Source organism: Bradyrhizobium sp. 40 (assembly GCF_023100925.1).
GTDB lineage: Bacteria > Pseudomonadota > Alphaproteobacteria > Rhizobiales > Xanthobacteraceae > Bradyrhizobium.
This window is the reverse complement of the sequence record NZ_CP064688.1, coordinates 4,099,447-4,111,535: the sequence shown is the minus strand read 5'-3', so window position 1 is coordinate 4,111,535 and position 12,089 is coordinate 4,099,447. Positions and strand designations below refer to the sequence as shown.

The window sequence follows — 12,089 nt, the reverse complement described above, 5'->3', positions numbered from 1 at the left end:
AGCTATGAATACAGTCGATAACTTAAAAAACAGGTGGGCTTTAATGAAGAAGATCTTGATGGCCTCGGTGGCCTTACTGACTATGGTTGGCTCATCATCGGCCGCTGATTTGTACGCAAAGGCGCCGGCCCATGCCGCTCCGGTTTTCAATTGGACAGGTTTCTACGTCGGTGTGAACGCCGGATATGGCGGCGGTGAATCGGCAATCATCACTGAGTCTCCTTTCGGGAGCGGAGTGCTGGCCCTCAAGTCGAACGGATTTCTCGGCGGCGGCCAATTTGGTTACAACTGGCAGGCCGCACAGTTCTTGTATGGCTTCGAAGCTGACATTCAGGGCACCGATGTGAAAAGCAGCCTCGGGATCCCCGCGCTTTTTGGCGGCGCCGCCGGCACGACGGTGGATTATTTCGGTACGGTTCGCGGACGCATTGGTTTCCTGCCGTGGGAGCGTTTCGTCGTTTACGCGACGGGCGGTCTCGCCTATGGACAGACAACAACCAACAGCGGCGTTCCACTCGGGACGAATACGAAGCTCGGTTGGACCGCCGGCGCCGGCTTCGAATACATGATCGCACAAAACTGGTCTTTGAAGACCGAGTACCTTTACGTTGACCTGGGCAAGGACGCATTCAACCTAGATCAATTTGGCCTTCCCCCAGGCACCGGTTTCTCTGTCAGCGAAAAAACAGACATGCACGTCGTGCGCGCTGGTGTGAACTATCATTTCTAAGCGAACGAAGCTTAAGCGAACGAAGCTTTCAGACGTTGGCTGAGAACGAGACGCAAGAGGGGCCCCGGCGACGGAGCCCCTCAGTTATTTTTCACACTGCGTTGGTTTGCATTTTCTCGGCGTCGAAGGAGTGAAGCCTCGATGCCCTGTCACCGTACTGCTGCTTCGCTGGAGCTTTTTTGTCATGCTTCGACGTCGTCACGGCGCCGGGCAGGCCGCTCCGGTCTTCACCCAGGCTTCGACCAGCGCGCCGGCCTGCTCTTGCGTGCCCGGCACGGGTGAGCGGCCGAAGCCGGGCTTCCAGGCCCACCCGACGAGGGTGTCCTTGCCGATATGGTCGATCAGGTCTTCCACCTTGCGCCCGCCATTGCGCGCGGGATCCCTGATCTGCTCGCAGATCTCGCCGACGGTCTTGCCCTCCCAGGCCATCTCGCGCGGCGCCAGATGCCAGTCGGGATGGCCGGGCATGCGGCCGGGCTCGAAATTGGCCTTCTGGTGACAGGTGTTGCAGCGCATCGCCTCGAGCCCATGGCTGTCAGCGCCGCGCGTGACCGGCGGCTGATGCAGACGGGCATTGTCGCCCTGGCGCGGCCTGTCGCCGGCCGGATGACAATTGGTGCAGCGCGGATTCGTCAGCACCTTGCCGAGCTCGGTGAAGATTGCGGCCGAACGCTTCTCTGTGTCGCCGATCGCGGCGAAGCTCTCGGGCGAGGCGAGGGCGTGGCTTGCCGTCTCCGACGCCGCGTAGCCCGCACTGAGACTGCCGGCGAGGGCGGCGACCACGGCAATCATCTTGAACCGCACGTCGGATGTCATGATGCGTGTCACTTGGTGGCCATGAGGTAGCGACTTGAATCGGCCAGGATCACGTCGCGCACCGCCTCGTGATATTTGACGTAGCCGGTGCAGCGACAGAGATGACCGTCGAGCGCATCCGCGATGGTCTGCTCCAGCGCCTCGCGCGCGACCGGTGCCCGCGACAGGCGCTCCAGCAAGACCTGGCCCTCGTTGAGAAAGCCGGCGGTGCAATAGCCGCACTGAAAGGCGAAATGCGCGATGAAGGCCTTTTGCAGGGTCGAGAGCTCGCCGTCCCTGGCGTGCCCCTCGACGGTGCGGATCGACTTGCCGTTAAAATTCACGGCGGGCGCGACGCAGGTCGGGCTGGTGGTGCTGGTGCCGTCGGGCGCGTCGACGATGATGGCACAGCTCAGGCATTGCGCGGCGCCGCAGCCGAACTTGGTGCCGGTCATGCCCAGCATCTCGCGCAGAAAATCGTTCATCGAGAGATCGTCGCGGACGTCCATCGGACCGTGCTTCTGGCCGTTGATGGTGAGGCTGAGGGTCGTCACGCGAGCACTCCCTTCAATAGGCTTGCGGTGACCGGCAGCGCGCGGAAGCGATGGCCGGTGGCGTCGTGGATGGCGTTGATCAGCGCCGGCACGATCGGGATCATCACGACCTCCGCCATGCCCTTCGGCGCTTCGTCTGGTACTAGCGGCTTCAGCATCTCGATCTCGAGATCGCGGAGCGGCAGGTCGGAGCCGCGTGCGACCAGATAGCGCCCGAGATTCCATTCGCCGTTGCCGGGGCCGCCCTCAAACGGGGGCAGGGTTTCGAGCAGCGCGTAGCCGACGCCCATGGCGAAGCCGCCCTGGGCTTGGCCCATCACCACCTCGGGCACCAGCGCGGTGCCGCATTCGAGCACGCTATAGGCCTTGGCGATGCGAAGCGCGCCGGTGGCGCGCTCGATCTCGACGCGGACGACCGTGCCGCACATCGAGGTGTAGGCGGTGCCGATCCGGTTGTTGTCGGTCGGCGGAAACTTGACGCTGCTGCGGTTGATCCGCTCGAACTTGCCGTTGCCTTTGCGGATCGCCAGCGCGTCGATCTCGGCGCGGTATTGCTCGCCGGACAGCGGGAAGCGTGCCCGCGACCACGCCCAGCGCGAGAAGCTGTGCGCAACCGCACCGGTGACGAAGCCGCGCGCGTGAGCTGTCGCCGCGAGCGCAGGGAGGGCGAGCGGTTCGAGGCCGGGCATGATGAGCTGGCCGTTCTGCCAGCTTGCGCTGGCCCATTGCCCCGCGCGCGGATCGGTCTTTGCGATGCGCCACAGCTCAAGCGCCGCGGGCCATAGGCCGAAGCGGAAAATCACGCGGGCGGCTTCCGCGGCGGAATGCGTGCCGACATGCGCGCCGATCGAGGAGCTCGTCGGCGAGCTGATCGCGGGCACCCAGCGCGGGTTCTTCTCCGCGGCATCCTGGGTCTTCTGGTCCATGGTGGAGGGATCGCCGGATGTGACCAGCCCGAGTACGTCATAGCTGTCGACGCGGGCGACCGAGACCTCATCGGCAATGGCGCCGAGATGGCCGGCGACCCGGTTGGCCAGCGCCGTCCCGATGCCGTTGCCCATCTCGACATGATCGCAATAGATGACGATCTTGCCGTCAGGTCCAAGCTCGACGCGTCCGAGCGAGCCGTCCGCACCGGAGCCATAGTCTTTCGTCACGCAGGCAACGCCAGTGCCGACCAGCCGATCCGACGATGTCTGCTTGAACTGCGCCCGCTGCTGCCAGATCGGATGCTTCTCGAGCTTGTCGAGGATTTCGGGGGTGCGCACCGAGACGATGTAGGGATTGCCCGTCATGGTCCGACCGTTCTGCGGCAGCGCGTTACGCCGCCGGAATTCGATCGGATCGCGCTTGAGCTCGGACGCGGCTTCGTCGATCAGGACCTCCAGCGCCGTCATGGCTTGCAGGATGCCATAGCCGCGCATCGAGCCTGCGCTCACGCCGCGCGAGTGCACCGCGACGGTCCTGACGTCGACCTTCGGAATGTCGTAGATGCCGATCGCGCCGGTGGCCGCGACGATTGCGACGCTGGCCGAGAAATGGGCGAGCCCGCCGCCGTCGAGCACGTGATCGGCGGCGAACGCCTTAATCTTGCCGGTCGCGCGATCGATGCCGATGCGTGAGCGCATCTTGATCGAATGGCGTTTGATGCCGGCCTGAAATTGCTGGTAGCGGTCATGGGCCAGCCGCACCGGCTTGCCGGGAAAGCAGACCGCCGCGAGCGCAACATAGAGAATGAAAGGCGTGTGATCGCGACCGCCGAAGCCGCCACCGACATGGGCGAATTGCGCGTTGATGTGCGCCGGCTTGTAGGGCGCGCGGGCCTTGCCGAACAGATGCGCGATCGACTCCGCCGCCTCGTAAGGTGACTGTACGCCAAGCAGCAGTTCGAGATTGCCGCCCTTGCCGTCGTACCAGGCGAGCCCGCATTCCGGCTCGAGGAACATCGGGTCGACCGATTGCGTCTCGAACTCGCGGTCGAGCACCAGCATCGAGGCGTCATTCGCTGCAAGCTCGGCGCGGATCTGCTCGCCATATTTCGCCGCCTTGGCGTAATCCGCCGGCATGTCCTTCGCGAGCGGTGACCACACCGGCAGCGCCGCGCTCTGCACCTTCTTGGGCGAGACCCAGCCGGCCTGGAGCGGCGAATAGACATCCGGTTGGTCAGGCGAGGGACCTGCCACGCGGGTGAAGCGGAAGGCCCCGTAATCGGGGACGACGACAGGCCCGGTCTCCTCGCCGAATTGGACGAACGTGCCGTCGCGCAGCGCGAGACGCGCCTGGTCGAAGGCGTCGAACTTTTCGAAGATCAAAAGCGCTACCGGCTGTCCCAGATAAAGCGGCGTCTTGCCGATCGGACAGAACAGGTCGCCCGCATAGAATTCCGGCACCTGCGTCCCGATCCGGTCGAGATCGGCGGCTGTCACCACCACCGACGGCTTGAGCGCGCCGCCGAGGCGGGCGAGGTCCAGTCCGGTATAGACATGCGTGGCGTCGTTGGCGCGGACCAGGATCGCGTGCGAGGTGGTCTGTGGCCAGCCCTGCAGATCGTTGGCGCGGAAGTCGGAAGCGTAGAGCTTTGCGCCGGTGACCTTGGCGACGCCGTCGACACGGCCAGCGCCCGTTGCCGCCGGATTGAACTTGCCGCGTCCGGGCAGCGTCTCGTGCGCTGCGAAGGGCACGCCCGCCGCGGACGCCAGATGTGACAGGCTGACCGAGATGCCTCCCGCCGACAACCACTTCACGAACTCACGTCGCGAAGGCCCCATGATCATATCCTTGTACAGAGTTTCGAGAACATCGGGATGCGGCCAGCATGCGATGTCCGGAGGGCATAGGTCAGCGCCAGCGCGAATCCGTCACGATGCATCATGCGACGATAGAACGGGTGAGAAGGTTTACAACCGCTGAATGTCGTGCGCTCGCAGATCGAATTGTGGTTTCGTGCTTGCTTTGAAATCGAATCGAACGGAAGACGGTCCGGCAACAGGGGGCGCGATTCAAATGCAGCACGATCCGAACGGTGCGTCTTCAGTCACCAGCACCATGGGCACGACGACATTGTCGCGCCGCCAATTGCTGGATTGCGGTCTCAAAGCGGGCGCGTTGTCGCTGTTCGCAGGTGCAGCGAATGCCCAGCACGCCGTGCACGACCATGCAGGCACGTCCCACACCGCGGACATGTCGCCGACCATGGGAATGATCGCTGATACGCCCGTTCCCGCCATGGACCAGCCGCTGATCGAGCCCGAGGTGCGGCGGTCCGTCAATGGCGTGCTGAGCACGACCTTGCGCGTCGGCTATGCCTATCGCCAGATCGGCGGCGTCCGGCTCTATGTCAGGTCCTATGAGGGCGGCAGCCCCGGCCCGACCTTGCGCATGAAGCCCGGCGATACGCTGCGCATCAAGATGATCAACGATTTGCCGCCGAACCGCGATGGATTGCCGGCCGACATCAGTCATCCGCACCAGTTCAACAACACCAATTTCCATTTCCACGGCGCGCACACCAGCCCGAGCGGGATTTCCGACAACGTCATGCGCTCGATGGCGCCGGGCCGCAGCTACAACATCGAAATCACGCTGCCGGCCGATCACACCAGGGGCACCTACTGGTATCACCCACATCACCACGGCAGCGCCGACATCCAGATGTCCTCCGGCATGGTCGGCGCCGTCGTCATCGAAGGCGATTTCGCCGAAATTCCAGAGATCGCGACCGCCCGCGAACGCCTCATGGTGCTGACCCAGGTGGTCTACGATGCCAGCGGCATGGTCGAGAATTTCGAGACGCTGTTTCCCGAGACCGCGACGCGCTTTCTCGCCATTAACGGCCAGCGCCGGCCAATGATCGAGATGCGGCCCGGCGAGGTGCAGCGCTGGCGCATCCTCAATGCCGCCTATCAGGACGACATGCTGCTCGACCTGGAGAAGCACGATCTGCAAGCGATCGCCTATGACGGCATCCAGCTCGGCGCCATGCAGCCGCTCAAGCAGGTCCTGATCGCGCCTGGCCAGCGCGCGGACATTCTGGTCAAGGCAGGGAGCCCCGGCACCTACGCCTTCAACGCGGCGCAGTACGACCAGGGCCATCCTTCGCCAGTGGGACCGCTGGCGCGGGTCGTGGTCTCAGGCGCGCCGATGGACATGAAGCTGCCGCGGGCCCTGCCGCCGGCGCCGCTCGCGACCATCAAGGATTCCGAGATCACCAACCGTCGCAAGGTGGTGCTGTCGGCGACCGCGCCGGAGGCCGATGCCGCCGGCCATTGGCAGGAATTCGAGTTCTTCGTCGACGGCAAGAAGTTCGACCCTGGCCGTATCGATCAGCGGGTCAAGCTGGGTGCGGTCGAGGAGTGGACCATCGTCAACACCCATGAGCATGACGACCACGTGTTCCACATCCACACCAACCCGTTCCAGGTGATCTCGGCCAATGGCAAGGCGCTGGCGGTGCCGGAATGGCGAGATTCCGTGATCGTGGAGCGCAAGGGCGGCCAGGTCGTGTTCCGCTCGCGCTTCATCGATTTCACCGGCGTCTACATGCTCCACTGCCACATGATGAACCATGAGGAGATGGGCATGATGCAGACCGTGGAGGTCTACAAGGCCTAAGCTGCGGGTCGAATTGCGCGAATTCGGCGGCGCGCGGGGCTGATCCGGGTCCGGCCGGGCTTCCCCTGGCGGCCGGCATGGCCTATGACGCTGCAACGCAACAATCCCCCAAAAAGACCCCATGATCCGCCTCGACAACGTCAGCAAGCAAGCCGGCCACCAGATCCTGTTCATCGAAGCCTCCGCCGCCCTCAACAAGGGCGAGAAGATCGGCCTCGTTGGCCCGAACGGTGCGGGCAAGACCACGCTATTCCGGATGATCGCCGGCGAGGAACTGCCCGACGAGGGGCAGGTCTCGACCGACCGCGGCATCACCATCGGCTATTTCAACCAGGACGTCGGTGAGATGGCCGGCCGCAGCGCCGTGGCCGAGGTCATGGACGGGGCGGGGCCGGTGAGTGCGGTGGCGGCCGAGCTGCGCGAGCTCGAGACCGCGATGGCCGATCCCGACAAGGCCGACCAGATGGACGAGATCATCGCGCGCTACGGCGAGGTGCAGCACGCGTTCGAGGAGCTCGACGGCTATGCGCTCGACGGCCGCGCGCGCGAGGCGCTGTCCGGCCTCGGCTTCAGCCAGGAGATGATGGACGGCGACGTCGGCAAGCTCTCCGGTGGCTGGAAGATGCGCGTGGCGCTCGCCCGCATCCTCTTGATGCGGCCCGACGTCATGCTGCTCGACGAGCCGAGCAACCATCTCGATCTCGAAAGCCTGATCTGGCTCGAGAAGTTCTTGCACGATTACGAAGGCACGTTGCTGATGACCTCGCACGATCGCGAGTTCATCAACCGCGTGATCTCCAAAGTGGTCGAGATCGATTCCGGCTCGCTCACCACCTACGCCGGCAATTACGAGTTCTACGAGCAGCAGCGGGCGCTGAGCGAGAAGCAGCAGCAGGCGCAGTTCGAGCGCCAGCAGGCCATGCTCGCCAAGGAGATCAAGTTCATCGAGCGTTTCAAGGCGCGCGCCTCTCATGCGGCTCAGGTCCAGAGCCGGGTCAAGAAGCTCGACAAGATCGAGCGGGTCGAGCCGCCGCGCCGTCGCCAGACGGTGGCATTCGACTTTCCGCCGGCGCCGCGGTCGGGCGAGGACGTCGTTGCGCTCAAGAAGGTGTTCAAGGGCTACGGCAGCAAGCGCATCTATGACGGGCTCGATTTCATGATCCGCCGCCGAGAACGCTGGTGCGTGATGGGCGTCAACGGCGCCGGCAAATCGACGCTGCTCAAGCTCGTCGCCGGTGCGAGCGAGCCGGACGAGGGCACGGTCGCGGTCGGCGGCAGCGTCAAGATGGGCTATTTCGCCCAGCACGCGATGGATTTGCTCGATGGCGAGCAGACGGTGTTCGAGTCACTCGAATACGCGTTTCCGACCGCGGGGCAGGGCTCCCTGCGCGCGCTCGCCGGCTGCTTCGGCTTCTCCGGCGACGACGTCGAGAAGCGCTGCCGCGTGCTCTCGGGCGGCGAGAAGGCGCGCCTGGTGATGGCGAAGATGCTGTTCGATCCGCCGAACTTCCTCGTGCTGGACGAGCCGACCAACCATCTCGATCTCGCCACCAAGGAGATGCTGATCACGGCGCTGTCGGATTTCGAGGGCACCATGCTGTTCGTCTCGCATGACCGGCATTTTCTCAGCGTCCTGTCGAACCGCGTGCTGGAGCTGACGCCCGAGGGCATCCACCAGTTCGGCGGCGGCTACACCGAATATGTCGCGCGCACGGGGCAGGAAGCGCCGGGATTGCGGAGCTAGTTCTTGCTCTTTCCCTTGCCCTTGCCCTTGCCCGCGATCGCGGCGATCGCCTCGATCTCGTTGGTCCAGATCCCGCCGGAATAGCCTTGCGGGAGCCGGGCGAAGAGCTCGGGCGTATCGATGCCGGTGGAGAACTCGCCTCCACTGTAGGGACCGAGCACGAACACTGCGCTGTTCGCGCCCTCCATGCGCGCGAGGAAGCGGTCAGGCCAGCCCCATAGAAAGGGCACGATATTGATCGGCACCAGCACCATCGCGTTCCGACAGGCTGCCGGCACCAAGCCGGTCCAGCCGTAGCCGATATAGCCGATCAGGCAGCTTCGGATTGCCGCGCGCGAGATCGTGCGAACTTCCGGGGTAAGGCGACGGATCATGTCGATGGGCTCGTCGCCGCCATAAACCATGATCGTCCGGCGGCGCTCGGCCGGCAGCGCGTTCAACACCGTGGCAAGTTTCTCGCCTTCGTATGCGTCGCGGCTCTTCACGTTGATGAGCAGCTTCCTGTCAGGGAAGGCGGCGAACACTTCCGACAATTTCGGCATCATCCCGATGCCTTTGCCGCGAAACGGAAATGTCTTGCCGCCGTCGGCGGTGTAACCATAGCCGATGTCGAGCAGCTTCAGCCTCGCCATGCTTTGCTCGCGCGTCACGCCGTGGCCGTCGGTGCGGCAATCGAGCGTCCAGTCGTGGAAGACGGCAAACTCGCCGTCGGTGGTCGGGTGCACGTCGAGCTCGGCCACATCCGCGCCGGCGTCGAAGCTTGCCCGCATCGAGCGAACAGTGTTCTCCAGATAGTCGTGTGTCGGCGGCAACATTTGTGCGGCGGTGCAGGTGTCGTTCTTCACATCGCGCTCATCGAAGCGCTGCGCCATGCCGCGATGGGCAAGCAGCACTGGCTTGCCGTCACGACGAGGCGCCAGCAGACTCGTGTTGTTGACGTAGACGCCCGCGGCGACGGCGATCATGGCTGCCGTCGCGACTCTCAGTTTCGTGCCCACCGATTCTTCCCCCAATTCCGTGATCACCGTCGGCGGCGTTTGGGGTTGATTTGCGGCAATCGTCACGCAAGGGGACGGCTCTGCGCCTTCCGGCTTGAACGGTCCGATGCCGCCCGCTACGCTGCTTTAAAAGCTGGGGTGGAACGCGCATGAAGCAGCTGCGGATCGGCGACATCACCATCGATGCGGTGATCGAGCGGGAGGGGCCGTGGCGGCGGCCGCAGGATTTTTTCCCGGCCTATGACGAGGGTGTGTTCAAGCACCATCTGCCGACGATGGAGCCGGAGGTGTTCGACGCCGCGCGCGGCATGATGGTGATCACCTATCAGACCTTCGTGGTGCGCACGCCGCGCTACACCATCCTGGTCGATACCTGCACCGGCGAGGACAAGGGCCATCCGCCGCCGTTCGATTTTCCGGGCAAGGAGCGCTGGCGCAACGAGCTGTTCGCGCTCGGCATCGGCTTCGAGCAGATCGATTACGTCTTCTGCACGCATCTTCATATCGACCATACCGGCTGGAATACGACCTTACGCGACGGCCGCTGGGTGCCGACTTTTCCGAATGCGAAATACGTCTTCCACAAGGGGGAATATGCGGCCTGGGAGGCCGAGCACGCCAAGGGCAGCAACCCGCCCGGTACCGTGTTTCGCGACAACTGCCTGCCGATCGTCGAGGGCGGACAGGCACTGCTGGTCGATGACGATTACGCGCTCGACGACACCGTCACGCTGACGCCGACGCCGGGGCATTCGCCCTGTCATTGCTGCGTGAACATCTTCTCGAAGGGCCAGCGCGCGGTGGTGGCCGGCGATCTCATGCATCACCAGATCCAGTGCCGCGAGCCGGACTGGTCGGCCAAGCCGGATTGGGATGCGAAGCAGTCGGCGGTGTCGCGGCGGAAGTTTTTTGCTTCCGTCGTCGACACCGACACGCTGATCCTGCCGATTCATTTCCCGGCGCCGACGGTCGGGCTGATCAAGCCGTTCGGCGCCGCCTTCGACTACCGTTTCAAGCGGGAGTAGGGCGACCGGACGGTCTAGTAAGTGAAGAACATCCGCTGGATTTCCTTGGTGTCGGTCGTCTTGGTTAGCGCCAGCATCAGCAGAATACGCGCCTTTTGAGGATTGAGCGTATCCGAGACGACGAAGTCGTGTTCGTCATCCTTGGCCTCGCCATTGCGTGCGACGATGCCGTTGCCGACACGGCTGCTGCGCACGATCACGACGCCCTTCTTGCGGGCCTCGTCGAGGGCCGGTTCGACCGCGGGACGAGCCAGGCTGCCGTCACCGACGCCGGCATGCACGATCCCCTTGGCACCGGCGGCGACAAACGCGTCGATCGCGACCCGGTTCATGTTGGCGTAGCCGTAGACAATGTCGACTTGCGGCAGGACATCGAGGCTGGAGACGTCGAATTCGGAGTCCGCGGTGTGCCGCCGCGTCGATTGACGATAGAAGAACGGCTTGTTGCCCTGCATGTAGCCGAGAAAGCCGAGTTCAGGCGTGCGGAAGGTGTCTGCCGTCGAGGTGTTGTTCTTGGTCACATCGCGAGCCGCGTTGATCTGATCGTTGAGAGCAACGAGCACGCCCTTGCCGACGGCCTCGTCGCTGCCTGCGAGGATCACCGCATTGAAGAGGTTGATTGGCCCATCCGCGCTGATCGCGGTCGACGGCCGCATCGCGCCGACGACGACGACAGGTTTCTTGCTCTTGACGACGAGGTCCAGGAAATAGCTGGTTTCCTCGATCGTATCGGTCCCGTGCGTGATCACAATGCCATCGACGTCGTCCTGCGCGAGCAGCGTGTTGACGCGCTTGGCGAGCTTGAGCCAGTAGTCATTGTTCATGTTCTCGCTGGCGATCTGGAAAACCTGCTCGCCCTTGACGTTGGCCACCGTTTTCAGCTCGGGGACGGCGTTCAGGAGCGTCTCTATGCCAACCGTGGCGGCGGTGTAGCCGACCACGGTGGTGCTGCTCGCCCCGCTGCCGGCGATCGTGCCGCCGGTTGCGAGCACCATGACGTTGGGCAGTCCCGGGCCCCTTGCATGCGCGACGTCAAAACTGATGAGCAACGCGAAGAGCACGCTCATTATCGCCATCGTGTAATCACGCACTCGAAACTGCAACATCTCGACCACCCTTTGCTGGAAGATTCGTTGGTGCGCCCCGGTTCGCTCAGCGCTGCATGTTCCGCTAGCCGAGGCACTCTGTCTAGGCGACGATTTTGCTCTGCGCGCTCGGCGCGTGCGAGAAGAGGCAAACGGTCTTTGCCTCTGTTATTCAGAGACAAAAACGTGGATGCCCGGGACAAGCCCGGGCATGACGAGTTTGTGGAACTGTTGCTCGCCAAATGAGCACCAAAGTCGCAGCGGTCAGGCGCCGACTTCGCACTTCTTCATAAAGCTGTTCTTGGCGGCGCCGGCGAGCGGCTTGCCCTCGGCGCTGACGGCCTTGGGCGCGCAGGCGTCGGCCTTGCACTTCTTCATGAACGAGGTCTTGGCGGCACCAGCCAGGGCCTTGCCGTCCTTCCCGACGGCCTTGCTTTCGCAGGTGTCCTCCGCGAAGGCCGAACCCGCCGCAAACGTGGCAACGATCGCAGCCAGGAAAATCCGCTTCATCATGATTGTCTCCCTAAACCAGAAATGGCGCGCGGAT

At 63.9% G+C, this 12,089-nt stretch carries 10 protein-coding genes; 4 read left to right on the top strand and 6 right to left on the bottom strand.

Annotated features, from left to right (window positions below; translation table 11 throughout):
- The first annotated feature begins 43 nt into the window (after positions 1 to 43).
- Positions 44 to 730: an outer membrane protein gene (locus IVB40_RS20075; protein ID WP_247361382.1), complete on the top strand. Its 687-nt coding sequence runs from the start codon at positions 44 to 46 to the stop codon at positions 728 to 730.
- Between the two features lie 198 nt (positions 731 to 928).
- On the opposite strand, the gene IVB40_RS20070 is transcribed toward IVB40_RS20075, so the two are convergent.
- The 3 genes from IVB40_RS20070 to IVB40_RS20060 are packed head-to-tail and all read right to left on the bottom strand — an operon-like array spanning position 929 to position 4,847.
- Positions 929 to 1,546, bottom strand: a complete 618-nt coding sequence (locus IVB40_RS20070) for an Isoquinoline 1-oxidoreductase subunit (RefSeq protein ID WP_247816089.1) — start codon at positions 1,544 to 1,546, stop codon at positions 929 to 931.
- 8 nt (positions 1,547 to 1,554) lie between these two features.
- The gene (locus IVB40_RS20065; protein WP_247816088.1) at positions 1,555 to 2,079 is read right to left on the bottom strand and encodes a (2Fe-2S)-binding protein; all 525 of its coding nucleotides are present in this window, start codon (positions 2,077 to 2,079) and stop codon (positions 1,555 to 1,557) included.
- On the bottom strand, positions 2,076 to 4,847 hold the full coding sequence (locus IVB40_RS20060) for a molybdopterin cofactor-binding domain-containing protein (RefSeq protein ID WP_247816087.1): 2,772 nt from the start codon (positions 4,845 to 4,847) through the stop codon (positions 2,076 to 2,078). Before IVB40_RS20060 ends, IVB40_RS20065 begins: the two co-directional genes overlap by 4 nt.
- Before the next feature lie 235 nt (positions 4,848 to 5,082).
- Between IVB40_RS20060 and IVB40_RS20055 the strand changes: the two genes are divergently transcribed.
- Both IVB40_RS20055 and IVB40_RS20050 read left to right on the top strand, forming a co-directional pair.
- The gene (locus tag IVB40_RS20055) at positions 5,083 to 6,690 is read left to right on the top strand and encodes a multicopper oxidase family protein (RefSeq protein ID WP_247816086.1); all 1,608 of its coding nucleotides are present in this window, start codon (positions 5,083 to 5,085) and stop codon (positions 6,688 to 6,690) included.
- Between the two features lie 121 nt (positions 6,691 to 6,811).
- Positions 6,812 to 8,434, top strand: a complete 1,623-nt coding sequence (locus IVB40_RS20050) for an ABC-F family ATP-binding cassette domain-containing protein (RefSeq protein ID WP_204511036.1) — start codon at positions 6,812 to 6,814, stop codon at positions 8,432 to 8,434.
- Here IVB40_RS20050 and IVB40_RS20045 read toward each other — a convergent pair.
- Entirely contained in the window at positions 8,431 to 9,399 is a 969-nt protein-coding gene (locus IVB40_RS20045) for a glycerophosphodiester phosphodiesterase family protein (protein ID WP_247819564.1), read from the bottom strand. The genes IVB40_RS20050 and IVB40_RS20045 overlap by 4 nt on opposite strands.
- Positions 9,400 to 9,581: 182 nt before the next feature.
- Between IVB40_RS20045 and IVB40_RS20040 the strand changes: the two genes are divergently transcribed.
- The gene (locus IVB40_RS20040; RefSeq protein WP_247816085.1) at positions 9,582 to 10,457 is read left to right on the top strand and encodes an MBL fold metallo-hydrolase; all 876 of its coding nucleotides are present in this window, start codon (positions 9,582 to 9,584) and stop codon (positions 10,455 to 10,457) included.
- A 14-nt stretch (positions 10,458 to 10,471) separates the two neighbouring features.
- Here the strand turns inward: IVB40_RS20040 and IVB40_RS20035 are convergent, their stop codons facing one another.
- The gene (locus IVB40_RS20035; RefSeq protein WP_051462938.1) at positions 10,472 to 11,524 is read right to left on the bottom strand and encodes a type II asparaginase; all 1,053 of its coding nucleotides are present in this window, start codon (positions 11,522 to 11,524) and stop codon (positions 10,472 to 10,474) included.
- A gap of 282 nt (positions 11,525 to 11,806) precedes the next feature.
- Complete coding sequence (locus IVB40_RS20030) at positions 11,807 to 12,055, bottom strand: hypothetical protein (protein ID WP_035962662.1); 249 nt, start codon at positions 12,053 to 12,055, stop codon at positions 11,807 to 11,809.
- Between the last annotated feature and the right edge of the window lie 34 nt (positions 12,056 to 12,089).

Coding starts and splice junctions, on each gene's coding strand:
- IVB40_RS20060 (WP_247816087.1), bottom strand. CDS start 4,847: ATGGGGCCTTCGCGACGTGAGTTCGTGAAGTGGTTGTCGGCGGGAGGC.
- IVB40_RS20045 (WP_247819564.1), bottom strand. CDS start 9,399: ATGATCGCCGTCGCCGCGGGCGTCTACGTCAACAACACGAGTCTGCTG.
- IVB40_RS20035 (WP_051462938.1), bottom strand. CDS start 11,524: ATGAGCGTGCTCTTCGCGTTGCTCATCAGTTTTGACGTCGCGCATGCA.
- IVB40_RS20075 (WP_247361382.1), top strand. CDS start 44: ATGAAGAAGATCTTGATGGCCTCGGTGGCCTTACTGACTATGGTTGGC.
- IVB40_RS20030 (WP_035962662.1), bottom strand. CDS start 12,055: ATGATGAAGCGGATTTTCCTGGCTGCGATCGTTGCCACGTTTGCGGCG.
- IVB40_RS20055 (WP_247816086.1), top strand. CDS start 5,083: ATGCAGCACGATCCGAACGGTGCGTCTTCAGTCACCAGCACCATGGGC.
- IVB40_RS20050 (WP_204511036.1), top strand. CDS start 6,812: ATGATCCGCCTCGACAACGTCAGCAAGCAAGCCGGCCACCAGATCCTG.
- IVB40_RS20040 (WP_247816085.1), top strand. CDS start 9,582: ATGAAGCAGCTGCGGATCGGCGACATCACCATCGATGCGGTGATCGAG.
- IVB40_RS20070 (WP_247816089.1), bottom strand. CDS start 1,546: ATGACATCCGACGTGCGGTTCAAGATGATTGCCGTGGTCGCCGCCCTC.